This is a genomic window from Cupriavidus sp. 30B13 (assembly GCF_049059565.2).
Classification (GTDB): Bacteria; Pseudomonadota; Gammaproteobacteria; order Burkholderiales; family Burkholderiaceae; genus Cupriavidus.
On the sequence record NZ_CP188224.1, the window covers coordinates 542,307 to 560,218 of the forward strand.

21 protein-coding genes are annotated in these 17,912 nt (G+C 71.0%); 12 read left to right on the plus strand and 9 right to left on the minus strand.

Translation table 11 applies throughout. The annotated features are described in order from the left end of the window. Nucleotides 1-145 precede the first annotated feature (145 nt). Nucleotides 146-1,378, plus strand: coding sequence for a GNAT family N-acetyltransferase (locus ACKI2N_RS21755; RefSeq protein ID WP_420995580.1), 1,233 nt, complete (start codon nucleotides 146-148; stop codon nucleotides 1,376-1,378). Nucleotides 1,379-1,476: 98 nt separating this feature from the next. On the opposite strand, the gene ACKI2N_RS21760 is transcribed toward ACKI2N_RS21755, so the two are convergent. The 4 genes from ACKI2N_RS21760 to ACKI2N_RS21775 form a co-directional block, all read right to left on the minus strand. Beyond that, nucleotides 1,477-3,138, minus strand: coding sequence for an AMP-binding protein (locus ACKI2N_RS21760; RefSeq protein ID WP_420995581.1), 1,662 nt, complete (start codon nucleotides 3,136-3,138; stop codon nucleotides 1,477-1,479). A 155-nt stretch (nucleotides 3,139-3,293) separates the two neighbouring features. Beyond that, nucleotides 3,294-3,983 (minus strand): SH3 domain-containing protein, encoded by a 690-nt coding sequence (locus ACKI2N_RS21765; protein WP_420995582.1) that lies wholly within the window; start codon nucleotides 3,981-3,983, stop codon nucleotides 3,294-3,296. Between the two features lie 97 nt (nucleotides 3,984-4,080). Then, the gene (locus tag ACKI2N_RS21770) at nucleotides 4,081-4,248 is read right to left on the minus strand and encodes a hypothetical protein (RefSeq protein ID WP_420995583.1); all 168 of its coding nucleotides are present in this window, start codon (nucleotides 4,246-4,248) and stop codon (nucleotides 4,081-4,083) included. A gap of 157 nt (nucleotides 4,249-4,405) precedes the next feature. Further along, entirely contained in the window at nucleotides 4,406-4,546 is a 141-nt protein-coding gene (locus ACKI2N_RS21775; protein WP_420995584.1) for a hypothetical protein, read from the minus strand. 44 nt (nucleotides 4,547-4,590) lie between these two features. On the opposite strand from ACKI2N_RS21775, the gene ACKI2N_RS21780 reads away from it, so the two are divergent. Continuing rightward, nucleotides 4,591-4,980: a DUF3175 domain-containing protein gene (locus ACKI2N_RS21780; protein WP_420995585.1), complete on the plus strand. Its 390-nt coding sequence runs from the start codon at nucleotides 4,591-4,593 to the stop codon at nucleotides 4,978-4,980. Nucleotides 4,981-5,051: 71 nt separating this feature from the next. On the opposite strand, the gene ACKI2N_RS21785 is transcribed toward ACKI2N_RS21780, so the two are convergent. Then, nucleotides 5,052-5,846, minus strand: coding sequence for an SDR family NAD(P)-dependent oxidoreductase (locus tag ACKI2N_RS21785; RefSeq protein WP_420995586.1), 795 nt, complete (start codon nucleotides 5,844-5,846; stop codon nucleotides 5,052-5,054). A 164-nt stretch (nucleotides 5,847-6,010) separates the two neighbouring features. Between ACKI2N_RS21785 and ACKI2N_RS21790 the strand changes: the two genes are divergently transcribed. Together ACKI2N_RS21790 and purT are read left to right on the plus strand one after the other, a co-directional pair. After that, on the plus strand, nucleotides 6,011-6,352 hold the full coding sequence (locus tag ACKI2N_RS21790) for a hypothetical protein (RefSeq protein ID WP_420995587.1): 342 nt from the start codon (nucleotides 6,011-6,013) through the stop codon (nucleotides 6,350-6,352). A gap of 82 nt (nucleotides 6,353-6,434) precedes the next feature. Further along, nucleotides 6,435-7,640, plus strand: a complete 1,206-nt coding sequence (gene purT, locus ACKI2N_RS21795; RefSeq protein WP_420995588.1) for a formate-dependent phosphoribosylglycinamide formyltransferase — start codon at nucleotides 6,435-6,437, stop codon at nucleotides 7,638-7,640. A gap of 89 nt (nucleotides 7,641-7,729) precedes the next feature. On the opposite strand, the gene ACKI2N_RS21800 is transcribed toward purT, so the two are convergent. Beyond that, nucleotides 7,730-8,572 carry a GntR family transcriptional regulator gene (locus ACKI2N_RS21800; protein WP_420995589.1) on the minus strand — a complete coding sequence of 281 codons (843 nt, stop codon included), beginning with the start codon at nucleotides 8,570-8,572 and terminating at the stop codon, nucleotides 7,730-7,732. Between the two features lie 192 nt (nucleotides 8,573-8,764). Between ACKI2N_RS21800 and ACKI2N_RS21805 the strand changes: the two genes are divergently transcribed. The 4 genes from ACKI2N_RS21805 (at nucleotide 8,765) to ACKI2N_RS21820 (ending at nucleotide 12,812) form a co-directional block, all read left to right on the plus strand. Further along, nucleotides 8,765-9,664, plus strand: a complete 900-nt coding sequence (locus ACKI2N_RS21805) for an isocitrate lyase/PEP mutase family protein (RefSeq protein WP_420995590.1) — start codon at nucleotides 8,765-8,767, stop codon at nucleotides 9,662-9,664. A 2-nt stretch (nucleotides 9,665-9,666) separates the two neighbouring features. Beyond that, entirely contained in the window at nucleotides 9,667-11,067 is a 1,401-nt protein-coding gene (gene leuC / locus ACKI2N_RS21810; RefSeq protein ID WP_420995591.1) for a 3-isopropylmalate dehydratase large subunit, read from the plus strand. A 2-nt stretch (nucleotides 11,068-11,069) separates the two neighbouring features. Further along, on the plus strand, nucleotides 11,070-11,696 hold the full coding sequence (gene leuD, locus ACKI2N_RS21815) for a 3-isopropylmalate dehydratase small subunit (protein ID WP_420995689.1): 627 nt from the start codon (nucleotides 11,070-11,072) through the stop codon (nucleotides 11,694-11,696). Nucleotides 11,697-11,786: 90 nt separating this feature from the next. Next, nucleotides 11,787-12,812, plus strand: coding sequence for a tripartite tricarboxylate transporter substrate binding protein (locus ACKI2N_RS21820; RefSeq protein WP_420995592.1), 1,026 nt, complete (start codon nucleotides 11,787-11,789; stop codon nucleotides 12,810-12,812). A 12-nt stretch (nucleotides 12,813-12,824) separates the two neighbouring features. Here ACKI2N_RS21820 and ACKI2N_RS21825 read toward each other — a convergent pair whose 3' ends face one another. Beyond that, entirely contained in the window at nucleotides 12,825-13,454 is a 630-nt protein-coding gene (locus tag ACKI2N_RS21825) for a LysE family translocator (RefSeq protein WP_420995593.1), read from the minus strand. Nucleotides 13,455-13,582: 128 nt separating this feature from the next. Here ACKI2N_RS21825 and ACKI2N_RS21830 point away from each other — a divergent pair, with 128 nt between their 5' ends. Next, the gene (locus ACKI2N_RS21830) at nucleotides 13,583-14,044 is read left to right on the plus strand and encodes an Lrp/AsnC family transcriptional regulator (protein ID WP_420995594.1); all 462 of its coding nucleotides are present in this window, start codon (nucleotides 13,583-13,585) and stop codon (nucleotides 14,042-14,044) included. A 13-nt stretch (nucleotides 14,045-14,057) separates the two neighbouring features. Here the strand turns inward: ACKI2N_RS21830 and ACKI2N_RS21835 are convergent, their stop codons facing one another. Further along, nucleotides 14,058-14,489 carry a hypothetical protein gene (locus ACKI2N_RS21835; RefSeq protein ID WP_420995595.1) on the minus strand — a complete coding sequence of 144 codons (432 nt, stop codon included), beginning with the start codon at nucleotides 14,487-14,489 and terminating at the stop codon, nucleotides 14,058-14,060. Nucleotides 14,490-14,786: 297 nt separating this feature from the next. Between ACKI2N_RS21835 and ACKI2N_RS21840 the strand changes: the two genes are divergently transcribed. The 3 genes from ACKI2N_RS21840 (at nucleotide 14,787) to ACKI2N_RS21850 (ending at nucleotide 17,177) form a co-directional block, all read left to right on the plus strand. Continuing rightward, nucleotides 14,787-15,368, plus strand: coding sequence for a YfiR family protein (locus ACKI2N_RS21840; RefSeq protein ID WP_420995596.1), 582 nt, complete (start codon nucleotides 14,787-14,789; stop codon nucleotides 15,366-15,368). Then, nucleotides 15,365-16,636, plus strand: coding sequence for a diguanylate cyclase domain-containing protein (locus tag ACKI2N_RS21845; protein WP_420995597.1), 1,272 nt, complete (start codon nucleotides 15,365-15,367; stop codon nucleotides 16,634-16,636). The genes ACKI2N_RS21840 and ACKI2N_RS21845 overlap by 4 nt, the downstream gene beginning before the upstream one ends. 94 nt (nucleotides 16,637-16,730) lie before the next feature. Continuing rightward, a complete protein-coding gene (locus ACKI2N_RS21850; protein ID WP_420995690.1) occupies nucleotides 16,731-17,177 on the plus strand; it encodes an OmpA family protein in 447 nt (148 codons plus the stop codon). Between the two features lie 51 nt (nucleotides 17,178-17,228). Here the strand turns inward: ACKI2N_RS21850 and ACKI2N_RS21855 are convergent, their stop codons facing one another. Beyond that, nucleotides 17,229-17,636, minus strand: a complete 408-nt coding sequence (locus ACKI2N_RS21855; RefSeq protein ID WP_420995598.1) for a cupin domain-containing protein — start codon at nucleotides 17,634-17,636, stop codon at nucleotides 17,229-17,231. Between the last annotated feature and the right edge of the window lie 276 nt (nucleotides 17,637-17,912).

Here is a 17,912-nt window from a genome sequence, read left to right on the forward strand (position 1 = left end):
CCCTAGGGACATACCCGGACAATTCGGGACGGACGCTGCTGCTGTGCAGCAGGGTCGACATCGACCCCACCCCCGTGACGTGGGGCAGGGTTTTCGCGGCCCTTTCGCGGCTCCTTTGTGTGAGCGGCCGCACATCGCGTCGCGCGTGCGGGCGGCTAAGCTGTCGCCGTCCATCAGCCATACGGGGGCCACGATGACGACGAATGCTGTCCAGCACGACGTAATCAGCGACATCCGCGCATTCCACGCGCTCGCGCCGGAATGGGATGCGCTGTGGCGGCGCGCGGGCGGCCAGCATTTCCAGTCGTTCGCGTTTTGCGCGAGCAGCCCCGACGCGCAGGCCAAGCTGGCCGGGCGCAAGCTGCAATGCCTCGCCGGGCGCCGCCAGGGCCGCCTGGTGGTGCTGTGGCCGCTGATGACGTGCCGCAAGGCTTGCTGGCGTTTCATGCGGCCGCTCGGGCCGGACAACAACTCTCCCCACGATATCCTCGTCGAGCCGGGCCCCGACGCCGCCGCGATCGTGGCGGGCGCCTGGCACGCGCTGCTGGCGCGCGCGCGGCCCGATCTCGTCTACCTGCCACGACTGCGCAACGGCTCGCTGCTGCACCGCTGCGCCAGCGATACCGGCCGCGTTGCCTTCTGCCTCGACGAGATCACGCCCATGGCGCACATGCGCGAGCTGTCCGGCTGGGCCGACTTCTGCCGTTCCCGCGTCGGCCGCGCCCGCAATCCGCCGGACTACCTGCAGCGCCGTCTGGCGGGACAAGGCCGGGTCGACGCCATGATGATCGACCACAACGACAGCCGCGCCGCGATCTTCGTCGACTGGCTGCTGCTGCACAAGCGGCGCTGGGCCGAGCGCGGCGAGGTCGACAGCGCGTGGCTGTTCTCCGACGACAGCCGTGCCTTCCTGATGCGGCTGATGGCAGCGGAGGATGATCCGGCCGGGCAGGCGGCCCGGCCCTTCCGGCTTGCGGTGCTGACACTCGACGGCGTCACGCTGGCGGTCAATCTCCTCGCCGTCCAGAACCAGTGCGTCGACCTCCTCATGAATACCTATGACGCAGCCTACGGAAAGCTCTCGCCTGGCACGGCCCTCATCGACTGGTGCGTGAAATGGGCGTTCGACCAGCATTTCGATTTCAACTTCGGTTCCGGCACGCAGCAGTACAAGCAGTACTGGAGCAACGGTGCGGCCTACACCACGGCCAGCCTGCATGTCGCCCCGACGCAATGGGGACTGGCGGGCTACCGGCTGCACCAGGGCGCGCGCTGGGCGCGCGCACGCCTGGCGCGGTTGCGCGGGCGCGGTGCGGAAGCGGAGCACGGTGCGGCTGTCCCCGCCGCCAGGCCAGGCACCGCGGGCGAAGCGGTGTGAAGACGCGCCCGGCCACCACGCCGGTCTTGTGCCGTGCCTGAGAAGCCGTTGCAAAACGATCCCGGCCAGGAGCGCTTCGCTTCATCTCGAAACCAAGTTCAAGTGCGCGCTTCCGCCTGGGCGTCGCGCACCTTCGCCACTTCCTGGTTGCGCAGGATGAAGCGCTGGACCTTGCCGCTCGGCGTCTTGGGCAGTTCGGCCACGAACTCGATCTCGCGCGGGTAGGCGTGGGCCGCCAGGCGGTTGCGCACATGCAGGCGCAGTTCCTCGGCCAGTTCGGGGCTCGCGCGGTATTGCGGGTCCAGTACGACGAAGGCCTTGATCAGCTCCGTGCGCTCGGCATCGGGCTTGCCGATCACCGCGGTCTCGACCACGGCCGGATGCTCGATCAGCGCGCTCTCCACGTCGAAAGGCCCGACCCGGTAGCCCGAGGTGGTGATGACGTCGTCGGCGCGGCCGATGAAGCTGATGCTGCCGTCCGGGTTCAGTTCGGCCGTGTCGCCGGTCAGGTAGTACTTGCCGACGAAGGCGCCGGTGTGCGTGTCGTGATAGCCGCCGAACCAGCACATCGGCGACTGCTCCAGGTCCAGCGCCAGCGTGCCGGGCTGGCCCGCGCCGAGTTCGCGCGCTTCGTCGTCGAGCACCACCACGCGGTGGCCCGGGCTGGCGAAGCCGGCCGCGCCCACGTGCACCGGATGGCGCAGCGCGTGGTGGTTGCACAGCACCATGCCCAGCTCGGTCTGGCCGTAGTGGTCGTGGATGGTGACGCCGAGCTGCTCGGCGAACCAGCGGATCACCTCGGGGTTGAGCGGCTCGCCCGCGCTGCTGACCGCGCGCAGCTTGCCGCGCAGCGGGCCGGACACGGCCTTGCCCGCGGCGATCAGCAGGCGGTACGCGGTGGGCGAGCCCGCCAGGTTGGTGATGCCGTATTTGTCGATCACGCGGCAGGTGCTTTCGATGCTGAACGGGCCGTCGTAGAACGTGGTGGGATGGCCCAGCGCCAGCGGCCCGGTGACCGCGTAGTAGAGGCCGTAGGCCCAGCCCGGATCGGCCAGGTTCCAGAACGCATCTTCGGGGCGCAGGTCCACCGCGTCGCGCATGTAGCCGGCGAACGCCGCCACGGCCTTGAGCGGCACCAGCAGCGGCTTGGCGGGGCCGGTGGTGCCGGAGGTGAACATCATCAGGAAGGGATCGCCGGCCTTGCGCATGGCCGGGGCGAACTCCGCGGGCTGGCGGTCCAGCTCGGCCCAGAAGCTGAAGTCGCCGTGCACCAGGCCGCGGCCCTTGGCGCCGGCCACGGTGAGCACGGCGGGGCAGTCCTGCACGTCGTCGAGCTTGCCGCGGTTGGCGCCGTCGGTGACGACCAGGCGCGCGCCCGAGGTCCGCAGCCGGTGCTCGATGGCCTTCGGTCCGAACGCGGTGAACAGCGGCTGGTAGACGGCGCCCGCGCGCCAGGTGCCGAGGATGGTGGCCAGCAGTTCCGGCGTGCGCGGCAGCAGCCCGGCGACGCGGTCGCCGGGGCCGATGCCCCGGGCCTTGAGAAAGCCGGCGAACTGCGCCGAGAGCTTTTGCAGCTGGGTGAACGTGTAGGTCTCGCTGGTGCCGTCGCGGCTTTCCCAGAAGAGGGCGATGCGGCCCGGCAGCGCGTGGCGGTCGCAGCATTCGACGCAGGCGTTGAGGGCTTCGGGCGTGCCGCTCAGGCGCTCCGCCAGCGATGCCGCATAGGAAAAGCTGCCGATGGCCTCCGCGTAATCGCGCATGGTGGTCTCCTTGGTGTCTCTTTCTTTTGTGAATGGCGGGCGTTCGTGCGGACCGCGTCCGGCGAAATTCTGGGCCACGCCGGCGCGCGCGGCAATGGCCGCAGGGCGCACGCCGGATGAACCCGTTTGCCAGTGACCGCCACCACCGCGAGAGACTAGCGGCCGCCGTGGCCGCCACCGTGGCCGCCGCCACCGCCGTGGCCGCCGCCACCGCCGTGGCCACCGCCACCGCCATGACCACCACCGCCACCATGACCGCCCCCGCCACCGTGGCCCCCGCCGCCATGGTTGCCCCCGCCACCATGGCTGCCGCCACCGTGGCCGCCGCCACCGTGGCCCGGCGGACGTCCGCCGTGGGGAGGTCCGCCATGCCACGGGCCGCCGGGCGGGCGCGCATGCGGCGGCGGATGGCCGGGATAGTGTCCGTGCGCGGGCGGCCGGGAAGCCCAGCGGCCCTGGTCGTGGTACCAGGGCCGGTTGCGGTAGTAGTTGCCCCAGTAGGAGCCGAGCGAGAACGTGATGATGGGCAGCCCGATCATGGCGCCGTAGCTGAGCACCGGCACGCCGCCGCCCTGGTACGGATAGCTGAGCATGCCCCCGTAGACCCAGCCGCGCAGGTTGGGCAGCGCAACGTCGCACCACGTGTACTGGCTGACGCAGCCCATGACCGACAGCGGCGTGCCGCCGGCCAGCTGCGCGACCACCGGGTATTCCCTTCCGGGGCCGGCGAGCAGGTCGACGGGACCGGCGGTGAAAGCCTGGGCGGCTTGTGCATGGACGGCGCCCGGCAGGGCCGCCAGGCCCGCGGATATCGCTATGACGCAATGCACTATGCTGCGGCGCATCGTAACTCCTTGTGGAAGCCGGGCGCACGGTGCCGCCGCGGCATGGGCCGTGCCGCGGCAGTGCAGCGGATGTGCTGTCAGAGGTTGTGCCGACGGCTCATCCCACCGAATGCCATGGCGAGACGGAGAAGGCTAGCACGAGCGCGGAGACGATGGCGGGGGCGCCGAACTTGATGGCACGGGACTGCGCGAGCGTACCAAGCACGACATAAAGGCACACAAGGACAATAGCGCACACAAAGACAAGGCTTTGATAATCATGCATTTGATGTCTCCCTTAGCCGTTATATCTTTAACGTTATATCTAATGACACCGTCCGTACGCAGAGCTGCCTTGAGCACGTTCAAGTTCATGGTATGCCTGTAATTCCCACGCCGCAATCTTGGTGGGCAGAGGGTATACGCGCACCTTCGGCGTGGTTTCACGGGGTTTTCGGCAGGGCATTTGCGCGCGATCCGCCGCTTTCATTTTTTGCGCGGTGCACATATTGCGGCGATTTCACCGGCGCGGGAAAGCGAATGAAATTGCCCGGAAGAGAATGCAAAGCACGGGTGAAAATCACGGGTGTCGGCATGCGCGCCGGTTTAGATGGAAAAGGAGCACGACATGGTTGCCATGAGATCGGCGCGCCGCGCGGCCCGGCGCAAGCCCGCCGGCGCGCGGCGCGCGGGCAAGAAGGGAAGCCCGGCGCGCCAGGCCGCGGGCCGCGGCAAGGCGAAAGCCGCGCGGCGCTGGTCGCAGCGCGTGACCGAGCACAGCGATGCGCTCGATCTGCAGGCCGATATCTTCAAGTCGGGCAGCGCCGCGGAGATCGCAGCATCGCTGAAACGGTCGGCGCTGCACAGCCGCCGCCGCAAGGGCACGCCGTTCCAGTCGGCGATGTCGATGCTCAATTTCTACATCAACCGCGCCGGCCGGCAGTTGCCGAAGGCGCGCCGCGCCACGCTCGAACAGGCCAAGCGCAAGCTGCGCGAGGCGTTCGGCCGCCCCGCCTGAGAGACTGCCGCGGTGGTCGTTGCATGGCCGCTCCGCATGCAGGCCGCGCCCGCATGCGGAGCGGCGCGGGCTCAGATGATGGTGTCGGCCACGCCGCCGTCCACGCGCAGCGCGGCGCCGGTGGTGGCGGAGGCCTGCGGCGAGCAGACGTAGACGATCATGTTGGCCACTTCGTCGACGGTCTCGGCGCGCTGGATGATCGACGTGGAACGGTGCGCCTTGACGAAATCGGCCGCGACCTCCTCGATCGGGCGGCCCGATTTCTGCACCTCGTCCTTCAGCATCTCGGCCACGCCCTCGGACAGCGTCGGCCCCGGCAGCACCGCGTTGACCGTCACGCCGGTGCCAGCCAGGCGCTTGGCCAGGCCGCGCGAGACCGCCAGTTGCGCGGTCTTGGTGAAGCCGTAGTGGATCATCTCGGTCGGGATGTTGATTGCCGACTCGGACGAGACGAACACGATCCGCCCCCACTTGCGCTGGACCATCGACGGCGCGTAGGCGCGCGACAGCCGCACGCCGGACAGCACGTTGACGTCGAAGAAGCGGGTCCATTCGCTGTCGGGCGTCTCGAAGAAATCCTGCAGCTGGAAGATGCCGAGGTTGTTGACCAGCACGTCGACGTGCGGCTGTTCCGCCACCAGCCGCGCGCAGACGCCGGCGTCGGCCAGGTCGCCGGCGAAGCCCACCACGTCGGCGCCGGCCACCGCGCCGCGCAGGGTGTCCAGCGCGCGGGCGACGGTGGCTTCGCTGCGGCCGTTGACGATCACGCGCGCGCCGGCGCCGGCGAGCCCTTTGGCCGTCGCCAGGCCGATGCCGGCGGTCGAGCCGGAAACCAGGGCGATCTTGCCCGACAAGTCGATCTTCATGCTCACTCCTGATGCGATGGCGTCCGGGATGGAGGCCGTGGACAAAGTGTATTTGCCCGGCGCGCTCCTTCCAAGGCTGCGCCGGAAAAATCACTGGCGGCGCGCTCGAACGATGGCCGGCATCGGCGTATCATCCAGCAGCACTCATTTCCGGAGGCCGTGCCATGAAATCCAGCTGGTCCGTTCCTGCCGGTGCGCTGATGGCCGCGGCCTTGCTGCTGGCCGGCTGCACCGGGCCCGTCGAGGTCTCGGCCGGCGGCCCCGACAGTTTTGCCGCGGGCGCCGGCGCGGTAAATCCGGACTTCCTCGACTTCGGCCCGATGGACCGTTCCATCGCGCAGTGCAAGACCGCCGCCCAGCAGGCCGGCACCGGCCAGTGCGTCAAGGTGCGCGCCTACGAGGCCTGCATGAAGGGCCGCGGCTACTTCACGCTGCTCGGGCCGGAGAGCCCGTCCGGCTGCGGCGAGCCGTCGTGGCAGCAGGACGTGCGCCGGCTGATTCCCTGAGCGAGGCGCTGACCGGCCGTCCTGGGCGCGCCATCGGCCTCGACGTACAATCCCGGTTTTGACTTGATCTCGAAGGTCTCACATGACCACTCTCGGCACCCCCCTGTCGCCCGGCGCGACCAAAGTCATGCTGCTGGGCTCCGGCGAACTCGGCAAGGAAGTCCTGATCGCGCTGCAGCGGCTCGGCGTGGAAACCATCGCGGTCGACCGTTACGACAACGCGCCCGGCCAGCAGGTCGCCCACCACGCCCGCACCATCGCCATGAGCGATCCTGAGCAGCTCAGGGCGCTGATCGAGGCCGAGAAGCCCGACCTCGTGGTGCCGGAGATCGAAGCCATCGCCACGCCCATGCTCGAAGCGCTGGAAGCGCAGGGCGCGGTGCGCGTGATCCCCACCGCGCGCGCGGCCCGGCTCACCATGGACCGCGAGGGCATCCGCCGCCTGGCGGCGGAAACGCTCGGCGTGCCCACCAGCCCCTACCGGTTCTGCGACTCGCTCGAAGAGCTGCAGGCCGCCATCGACGGCGGCATCGGCTACCCGTGCGTGGTCAAGCCGGTGATGAGCAGCTCGGGCAAGGGCCAGAGCAAGATCGACGGCCCCGAAGGCGTCAAGGCCGCGTGGGACTACGCCATGGCCGGCGGCCGCGTCAGCCACGGCCGCGTGATCGTGGAAGGCTTCATCGATTTCGACTACGAGATCACGCTGCTGACGGTGCGCGCGGTCGGTGCCGGCGGCCAGGTCGAGACGCAGTTCTGCGAGCCCATCGGGCACGTGCAGGTCAGCGGCGACTACGTGGAAAGCTGGCAGCCGCACCCGATGCACCCGGCCGCGCTCAAGACCGCGCAGCAGATCGCCGGGGCAGTCACCGCCAACCTGGGCGGGCAGGGCCTGTTCGGCGTGGAATTGTTCGTCAAGGGCGAGCAGGTCTGGTTCAGCGAAGTCAGCCCGCGCCCGCACGACACCGGCATGGTGACCATGATCACCCAGTGGCAGAACGAGTTCGAGCTGCACGCGCGCGCCATCCTCGGCCTGCCGGTCAGCACCGCGCTCAAGAGCCCCGGCGCCAGTGCCGTGATCTACGGCGGCGTGGATGCCGCCGGGGTCGTCTTCGACGGCGTGGACGAAGCGCTGCGCGTGCCGCAGACCGAGCTGCGCCTGTTCGGCAAGCCGGCAAGCTTCACCAGGCGCCGCATGGGCGTGGCGCTGGCCTACGACGCCGACGTGGAAACGGCGCGCGCGCGCGCCAAGGACGCCGCCAGCCGCGTCAAGCCGCGCATCGCGGGCTGACGCGCCGGCGACGGGGCACCGTGCGCGGGCACTCCGTGCACGATGCCCGGCCCTTCGGCCCTCCAGCCTCGGACCTTCTGCTTCGGCCCTCAGTCCTTCGGCGCTTCGTGCACGTCGTGCACGAAGCGCCCGGCACTCAGCGTATTCACCTGGTCCGCCGAGATGTCCATCAGGATCCGGCTGCGCTCGGGCGACATCGATACCGTGATGTACTGCACCGGCCGCGAGTCGGGATCGTGCATCAGCCGCACCAGCTTTAGCAGCGGCGCTCCCACCTCGGTACGCAACCATGCCGCGAAGGCGGGGTCGGCCGCCTGCGCGGTGATTTCCTGCACCACGCGGCCGAACTTCACGCCCTGGGACATCAGGATTTCGTAGAGCGCATGCTTGCGCAGCGCCGCGGCCGTCACGCGCTTGCCCAGCGCGGCCGGCACCCAGGCATCGGTCAGCATGACCGGCGTGCCCGCCATGCTGCGCAGGCGCAGCGCGTGCACGGCGCTGGCGCCCGGCGGCAACTGCAGCAGCGCGGCAATGTCGGGCGGCGGCACCGCCGCGCCCACTTCCAGCACCTCGACGTCGGTTTCCAGCGCGGTCTTGCGCAGGCCGTCGATCACGCTGAGCGTGGGGCTGCTGCGTTCCACCCGCGCATCGGCGCGCACGAAGGTGCCCAGCCCGTGCCGGCGCTCCACGATGCCCAGCGCGGCCAGGTCCGCCAGCGCGCGCCGCACGGTGATGCGCGACACCCCGAAGCGCTCGCACAGCGCCTCTTCCTTGGGCAGGGCCCCGGTTCCCGCGTAGACCCCGCGCGTGATTTCGTCGCGCAGCACGATGAACAACTGGCGATGCAGCGAGGTGCCGGGCATATGGCCCAGCGGCGAAGCGGTGTTGGTGGCGCGCGGCATGGGATGGCGGTTGAGTGGCGTGGGGAGCATAGCACAACGGTCCCGCGGGTTTTTCCCGTTCTTGACGGGCTCGAATAGTTGTATTTAGAATATAAACACATAAACACGACGCCGCCATCGCCGCGCCGCCGTATTTACAGCCGTGGCCGGCCGCCATCCCGACAGCAAGCGCCGCCCATTTTCCCTGGCATCTCTCACCGAAAGCAGGACAGGACCCGCCCCATGACTCCCGCAGCCACCTTCCGCCAGCGCCTCCAGGCGCCCGGCATGATCATTGCCCCCGGCGCGTATGACGCCATCGGCGCCCGCCTGATCGAGCAGGCGGGCTTTGCCGCCTGCTACATGACCGGCGCCGGCACCTCGGCCGCGCGCGGCTTTCCCGACTTCGGCCTGCTGACCATGAGCGAGATGGTCGAGAACGCGGCGGTGATGGCGCGCGCGGCGTCCATCCCGCTGATCGCGGATGCCGACACCGGCTACGGCAACGAGCTCAACGTCACCCGCACCGTGCGCGAGTACGAGGCGCGCGGCGTGGCGGCGATCCATCTCGAAGACCAGGTCGCGCCCAAGCGCTGCGGCCACCTGGACGGCAAGGAAGTGATATCGCGCGAGGCATTCGTCTCCAGGATCCGCGCCGCCGTGGAGGCGCGCCGCACGCCGGACTTCACCATCATCGCGCGCACCGACGCGCGTGCCGTGCTGGGGCTGGACGAGGCCGTGTGGCGGGCCAACGCCGCGCTCGGGGCCGGCGCCGACATGGCCTTCGTGGAGGCCACGCAGACGCTCGAGGAAGTGGCCGCGGTGCCCCGGCTGGTGTGCGGCCCGTGCCTGCTCAACGTGGTGCCCGGCGGGCGCACGCCGATCTTCGACCTGCGCGAGGCCGAGGCCATGGGCTACAAGCTGGCCATCCTGCCGGGCCTGATGCTCAAGGCCGCCATCGAGGCCGGCGATGCCGCGCTGGCCCAGCTCAAGGCCACCTTCACCGCGCCGGCGGTATCGGCCAGCGTGGGCCAGACCTTCCGCCGCTTCGGCGCCGACGAATGGGACGGCCTGCGCCAGCGCTTCAACGCCGGCGCGCGCGCCACCAGCCCCGACGCGCCGGCCGGCGCAAAGGCGGGCTGAGCATGCCCCGTACCCTGTTCGACAAACTCTGGGACGCGCACGTGGTGCGCGAGCTGGGCGACGGCTGGGCGCTGCTGCATATCGACCGCCACCTGCTGCACGACCTGTCCGGTCCGCCGGCGCTGGGCCAGGTGGCCGCGCGCGGCCTGCCGCTGCACGACCCGGCGCTGGTGTTCTCCACGCCGGACCACGCGGTGTCCAGCCGGCCCGGGCGCGACGGCCATACCTTCGCGCCGGGCGGGCGGCTGTGGGCCGCGCTGCGCGAGAGTTCCGCGGCGGCCGGCGTGACCCTGTTCGATCTCGGCCAGCCGGGGCAGGGCATCGTCCACGTGATGGGGCCCGAGCTGGGCATCGTGCTGCCGGGCCTGACCGTGATCTGCGGCGACAGCCACACCTGCACCAACGGCGGCCTCGGCGCGATGGCGTTCGGCGTGGGCTCGTCGGAAAGCACGCACGCGCTCGCCACGCAGACCCTGCGCCAGCAGAAGCCGCGCCGCATGCGCATCCGCTGCGAGGGCGCGCTGGCCGCGGGCGTCACCGCCAAGGACCTGGCGCTGCACATCATCGGCAAGCTCGGCGCGGCCGCGGGCGTGGGTCATGCCATCGAGTTCGCCGGCCCGGCGATCGGCGCGCTCGACGTGGAGGGGCGCCTGACGCTGTGCAATCTCAGCGTGGAGCTGGGCGCGCGCTTCGGCATGGTGGCGCCGGACGAGCGCACCATCGAGTGGCTGCGCGGCCGTCCCTACGCGCCCGCCGGCGCGCAGTTCGAAGCGGCGGCGCGCTACTGGCGCACGCTGGCCACCGACGACGGCGCGCAGTTCGACCACGAGGAAACCATCGACGCCGCCGCGGTGGCGCCCACCATCACCTGGGGCACCAGTCCCGAGCACGCCATCGCCGTCGGCGGCACCATCCCGGACCCGGCCGACGCGCCGGGCGAGGCGGCGCGCGCGGCCATCGGCGCCGCGCTGGACTACATGGGCCTGGCGCCCAACGCGCCGATCGCCGGCACGCCGGTCGACTGGGTCTTCATCGGCTCGTGCGCCAACTCGCGCCTGTCCGACCTGCGCGCCGCCGCCGCCGTGGCGCGCGGGCGCCATGTGGCGCCTGGCGTGACGGCGTGGGTGGTGCCGGGCTCGGAGAACGTCAAGCGCGCGGCCGAGGCCGAAGGCCTGCGCGCCGTGTTCGAGGCGGCCGGCTTCGCCTGGCGCGAGCCCGGCTGCAGCATGTGCGTGGCCGCCAACGGCGAACAGGTGCCACCCGGACAGCGCTCGGTCTCCACCTCCAACCGCAATTTCGTCGGGCGCCAGGGACCGGGCGCCCGCACCCATCTTGCCAGCCCGGCCATGGCCGCCGCCGCCGCGGTGACCGGCTGCATCACCGATGTGCGGAGCCTCGCATGACCATGCAACCCTTTACCGTGGTGACGGGCGCCGCCGCGCCGCTGATGCGCGCCAACATCGACACCGACGTGATCATCCGCATCGAGCGCCTCACCAGCCTGGAGCGCGACGCGCTCGGCCCCTACGCGCTGGAGGCGCTGCGCTACCGCGCCGACGGCAGCGAGGATCCCGACTTCGTGCTCAACCAGGCCGCGTTCCGCGCCGCGCCGGTGCTGCTGGCCGGCGCCAATTTCGGCTGCGGCTCCTCGCGCGAGGGCGCGGTGTGGGCGCTGATGGGCATGGGCGTGCGCTGCGTGATCGCGCCGAGCTACGGCGATATCTTCTACAACAACTGCTTCCAGAACGGCGTGCTGCCGATCCGCCTGCCCGCGGCGGCGGTGCAGGCGCTGGCCGCACAGTGCGCGCGCGGCGCCCCGCTGCGGGTGGACCTGGTGAGCGCCACGCTGACCGCGCCCGACGGCAGCGCCATGGCGTTCCCGATCGACCCGCTGCGCCGCGAGGCGCTGCTGCACGGCCTGGACGATATCGGCCTCACGCTCAAGGACGACCACCTGATCCGCGCCTGGCAGCAGGCCGACCGCGCGCGCAGGCCGTGGGCATGGACCGTGGAGCGCGGGGACGCGGCCTGAGCCGCCGCGAACCGGTGACCGGTCCCGATGCCCGATGCCCGATGCCGCATCGGATGAGCACGCAAGAACATGGAACAACAAGGAGACAACATGCATCCCTTCGTCCAACGACGGCGCGGCCCCGTGCGCGCCCAGGCGGCGCTGGCCTGCGCCGTGGCGCTGCTGGCCGCCGCGCCGGCCGTATCTGCCGCATTGGCCGCATCGGCGGGCGCCGGCGCGACGCCCGCCTGGCGCCCGGACCGCCCTGTCACGCTGGTGGTGCCCTACGCGGCCGGCGGCGGCACCGACGCCACCGCGCGCGCCGTGTCCAGGCAGCTCGGCGTGCTGTGGGGCCAGCCCGTGGTGGTGGAGAACCTGCCCGGCGCCGACGGCCTGATCGGCACGCGCCGCGTGATGGAGGCCCGGCCCGACGGCTACACGCTGCTGCTGCAGGTGCCCGCCATCGTGGTCACCAAATACACGCCGGGCCTGAAGGGGATCGACCCGCTCGCGCGGCTCGATCCGGTGACGGCCATCTCGCAGTCGCCGGCCGCCGTGGTGGCGAGCGGCAAGCTGCCGGTGAAGACGCTGGCCGAGTTCGTGCAGTACTGCAAGGGCGCGGGCAGGTCGTGCTCGCTGGGCAGCGGCGAGAGCCTGGCGCGCATCTCGGGCAAGCAGCTCGCGGAGGAGGCCGGCCTGCCCAACCTCATCGTCGTCAACTACCGCGGCACCGGCCCCATCGTCACCGACCTGATCGCCAACAACGTCAACCTGGCGTTCACCGGCATCACGGCGGCGCTGCCGCACTACAAGAGCGGCGCGCTGCGGATCCTGGCCACGCAGGGGCAGAAGCGCGCGGCCGCGCTGCCCGAGGTGCCCACCACCGCCGAGGCCGGCTATCCGCAGTTCCAGGCCGTCACCTGGTATGGCCTGTTCGCGCCCAGGGGCACGCCGGCGCCGGTGCTGCAGGGCGTGGTGGCCGCACTGCGCGAAGCCGTGAAGGACGCCGACGTGCAGAAGACCATCGCCGCCGCCGGCGCCGAGCCGGTGGTCAACTCGCCGGCCGAGTTCGCGGCGCAGGTGCGCGAGGACAGCGCGCGGCTCGGCGACCTCATCAAGCGCTACCCGCTGGAGTGACCGGCGCCGCGCTCACTCCAGCGAGAGCCGCGCCGCGAACGCCAGCAGCACCGCCGAGAACGACCAGCGCTGGAACGCCTGCGCGCGCGGGCTGCCGCGCAGCCAGGCACCCAGGCGCGCCGCGCCGAACACGCAGGCCAGGTCGAAGGCGATGCCGGTCAGCACCAGCACCACGCCAAGCTCCAGCACCTGCGACCACACCGGCGCGCCGCGCGGATCGACGAACTGCGGCAGCAGCACCGAGCAGAACAGCAGCGCTTTCGGGTTGAGCAGGCTGCTCAGCGCGCCGCGCGCCACCGACGCGCGCAAGGGCGACGCGGCCTCGGCCCGGCCTTCGGCCGCTTCCATGCCGAAGGCCGGCCCGCGCAGGATCTGGATGGCCACCCACGCCAGGTAGAGGCCGCCGGCCACGCGCACGCCCTGGTACAGCCACGGCGCGGCGCGCAGCAGCGCGGCCACGCCGCAGGCCGACAGCGTGACGTGCGTGGCGCGCGCCAGCGCCAGCCCGGCCGCGGTGGCCAGGCCGTGCCGCACGCCGCGCCCGGTGCTGGTCTGCAGCACCAGCGCCATGTCGGGGCCGGGCAGCGCGTAGACCACGGCCAGCGCGCCGATGAAGGTCAGCAGCAGATGCAGGGAAACCATGATGCGACTCCGGTGGGGGAAGCATCATGATGCCGCTGGCGGCCGGGCGATTTCAGGCGATTTTCCGCGCGCGGAAGACAAATTTTGGGGGAATGCGCTAATCTGTGGCCCTTTATGGGAGAAAGGCCATGGAGCTGGACAAAGTGGACCGCGCGATCCTGGCGGCGGTCCAGGCCGACGGGCGCGCCACCAACGCCAGCGTGGCGCAATCCGTGGGACTCAGCGAGACGCCTTGCGCGCGCCGGCTCAAGCGGCTCGAGGCCGAAGGCTATGTCGAGGGCTACCGCGCGGTGCTGTCGCGCCAGGCGTTGGGGCTGGGGGTGATGGCTTTCACGCAGGTGCGCTTCGGCGTGCACAGCCGCGAATTGTCCGACCGCTTCGAGCGCGAGGTGCAGGCCATCCCGCGCATCATTTCCTGCCACAACGTGTCGGGCAGCGCGGACTACCTGTTGCTGGTGGTGTCGCGGGACCTGGACGACTACGGCATCTTCATGCGCGACGTGCTGCGCACCCTGCCCGGCGTGACCGCCGTGGAGTCGATGCTGTCGCTGCGCGAGGTCAAGCGCAACGCGGGTCTGCCGCTGCTCTGAGGCGGGCGCGCGCTCACCGGTCGTTTTCGCCATCCTCGTGGCGCTGGCTGCTCCCGTCGCCCTTGTCGCCCTCGCCGGCATGCCGGTGCCTCGCCGCGAGCGCCAGCTCGCGCGCCACGGCAAAGCACAGCAGCGCTGCCACCGTGGCCAGGACCGCCAGCGTGATCGCCAGTTGCCTGCCGTGCCACAGGCCGCCGAACCATTGCGAGAACTCGGCTGCCAGCACGGCCGCCTTGCCGCCGATGCGCTCGAGCTGGAAGTCGTATTGCCGCTGCCAGCCGGGGCCGTACAGCAGGTCGGCCGAGCTTTCCTCGCGCGCGGCGTTCAGGTAGATCAGGGCGCTGCCGATCCAGCCGGCCGCCAGGATCGCCGCGCCCAGCAGGTAGAGCCGGGCCGGCACGGTCCAGCGCCGGCGTGGCCGGGGCGATGTCTTGGTGTCGCGCATGGATGAGGGAGGTTCCCGGGGATGCATCAGCGCCCATTGTAGATAAGCAGGGCAGGGCCGGTGCGCGGCGCGGCCCCGGTGTGCCGTCCGCGCCACGGCGCCGCGCGCATCCGCCGATCGGAGGGGTAAATAAAGCCCCCGCCGCGCCGATATAGTGTGTGGGCTAGCAAAGCTTCCCGGCGCGCCGCGCGGCACCGGGCGTTTTCTCCTGGCCAGAGCCAGATCGGTCCGCTCGCGGGCTGGCCCGATCTGCCCAGAACAAGTCACTTGGCAGGTAGCACCTTCTTGCCCCATTCCATGACAGTCCCAGGCGAGGCGAGCAGCCGCTCGCGGCGCTTGCGCCGGCTCCTTCTCCTTCGCATCTTGCCGGCCTTGTGCGCCGCGCTGCTGTGCGTGCAGCCGCCCGGGGCCGCCGCCGATACCGCCCAGCCGCGCTCCGAGGCCGTGATGCGCACGGTCTACAGCCTGCTTGGCTACGCGCGCTGGCCGGTCGAGCGCGACGTGCTGCGCCTGTGCGTGGACAGCTCGGCGCGCTACGCCGGCAGGCTCGCCGACGGGGGCACGCTGGCTACCGGGCGCCCGGTGCAGGCACGCCGCATCGACGTCATGAGCGCGGGATCGATGGCCGGCTGCGACTCCGTCTACCTGGCCGCCATGACCGACGCCAGCCGCAGGAAGGTGGCGGCCGAACTGGGCGGGCGCCCCGTGCTGGTGATCACCGAAGAAGACTTCGAATGCGAGACCGGCAGCATGTTCTGCCTGAGCGTGGCCGACAGCCGCGTCTCGTTCCGCGTCAACCTGGACTCGGTGGCACGCAGCGGCATCCATATCCATCCGGGCGTGCTGCAGCTCGGCCGGCGGCGGAGCCCACCGTCATGAAGCCGCATGACCGTCCCGGCGCGGCGGCGCGCCCCACGCTCTATCACACGCTGCGCCGCATCCACCTGAGCGTGGCGCTGATCGCCGTCTGCACCGCGGGGCTTTCGCTGACCGCGCTCGGGCTGGCGGCGCTGCGCGTCTACGCCGACCACAACCTGCACCTGATCGCGCGCTCGCTGGCCTACACGCTGGAAGCGCCGGTGGTGTTCCGCGACCCGGCCGCCACCCGCGAGGCGCTGGTCGCCATCGCCACCGCGGAAGTGGCGCAGGCCAGCGTCTACGACCGCGACGACCATCTGCTGGCCGAATGGCATCATCCGGCCAGCGTGCGCTTTGCCGGCCTGCAGCGGCTGGCAAGCCGCCTGATGGACCTGGGCCCGGTGGAGCAGGTCATCCTGCACGAGACTCAGGTGGTGGGCACCGTGCGCCTGAGCGCCGATCCCGCCAACCTGTTCCAGTTCGTGGCCAGCGGCCTGCTCGGCCTGCTCGCCTGCCTGCTGCTGACCGCGGTGAGCGCGCACTACATGTCGAGCCGCATGCTGGTGCACATCATCGAGCCGGTGCGCAACCTGATGCGCGTGGCCCACGCGGTGCGCTCCGAGCGTGCCTTCGACCAGCGCACGCCGCCGGCCCGCATCGCCGAGCTCAACGCGCTGGGCGAAGACTTCAACGGCCTGCTCGACGAGCTGGAAAGCTGGCAGGACCAGCTCCAGCACGAGAACCGCTCGCTGGCCCACCGCGCCAGCCACGACAGCCTGACCGGGCTGCTCAACCGCGCCGCCTTCGAGGACGCGCTGCACCGCGCCGTGCGCTTCGCCGCGGCGTCGCGGTCGCACGTGGGCGTGCTCTATCTCGACAGCGACGCCTTCAAGGAAATCAACGACACCTTCGGCCATGCCGCCGGCGACGAAGTGCTGGCCGGCATCGCCCAGCGCATCCGCGCCTGCCTGCGCGAAGGCGATCTCGTCGCGCGCATCGGCGGCGACGAATTCGCGGTGCTGGTCACCGCGCTGCGCCGGCCGGCCGACATCATCCAGGTGGCCGAGCACATCCTGCTGCGCATGAAAGACCCGGTCCAGCTCAGCAGCGGCGCCTGCATCGAGGCCTCGCTCAGCGTCGGCCTGGCGGTATTCCCGCTGCACGCGCAGACCGCCGCCGGGCTGCTGCAGAAGGCCGACGAAGCCATGTACCAGGCCAAGCGCGGCCGCGGCGGATGCTGGCAGAGCGCCCAGCCGCACCTGGCCACGGCCGAGGCCGTGCCCGGATAGCGGCATCCCACGGAACAGAAACAGGAGATCCATCGTGTCATCGAACCTGTCCGGCAGCGCAAGGCTGCGGCTGGCCGCCGTCCTGGCCGCCGCCATGTTGAGCCTCGCCGCCTGCCAGGCCACCACGGGCGGCAAGCTCACCGCGCCGCAGGTCGAGACGCTCAGGCAGCAGGGCTTCCAGCTCACCGGCAGCGGCTGGGAACTGAACCTGTCCGAGAAGGTGCTGTTCGGCCTGAACGAGGACACCATCAGCGCCGACCACCAGGCCATCGTGCAGCGCATCGGCATGGCGCTCAAGGATGCCGGCATCGAACGCGTCCGGCTCGACGGCCACACCGACGACTCCGGCTCGGCCGAATACAACCAGCAGCTCTCGGTGCGGCGCGCGCAGGCGGTGGCCAGGGTGCTGGCCGAGAAAGCCTTCCCGCCCGCCAACATCGAAGTGCGCGGGCTCGGCAAGAGCCGGCCGGTGGCCGACAACCGCACCGCGGCCGGGCGGGCGGAGAACCGGCGGGTGGCGATCGTGGTGACGGTGGAGTGAGCCGTGCCGCCGCGGATGCCGCCATGGCAATCTCATCGGCTATTCCACCGCTCATTTCACCGGCAGCAGCGCCGGGGCGCCCTGGTCCTTGATCAGCAGCACGAGGAACTTCGCGGGCCGCGTGCGGCTCGCGTTCCTGCCGACGGTGTGGATGTCCTGCGGGCCTTCGTAGAACGTCTGCCCCGGTTTCAGCGTCACTTCCTTGCCGCCTTTCACGCCCATCACGATGCTGCCCTCCAGCACGTAGATGAAGCCGTGCGCGTCGTGGCGGTGAACGGGATCGGCGCCGCCCGGCGGGTAGGTCACCGTGAGCATCAGCGCTTCCTTGCCGGGCATGTCGGCCAGCGCTACGGTCATCACCGGGGTGACGACGGGCTCCGGCGCCGCCGCCGGCGGCTGGGCCATCAGGGAGCCTGAGGCGAGGCTCAGCAAGACTGCGAGTTTCTTGAGGCGTGGCATGGTTTGTCCTTGTCTGGTGAGGCCGCCGTGATCTGGGCGGCGCGGCGGCATGCGGGCGGATTCGCCCGGTGCCGGTGACTGCAAGACGTCCGGCGCGGCGGCCTTGTGACAGCGCCGCGCTGTCACGTTCCATGCCGCTGGCCGCGGCGCCGGCATGTGCGGTATCCGGCAGCCGGCCCGGGCCGGCGCGGACGGTCTAGTATCAATCCAGCCGCCGCCCGTCAGTGCGCCGTTGCCCGGCCGTGGCGCAATGGCTGTCACAACACAGGGATGCCA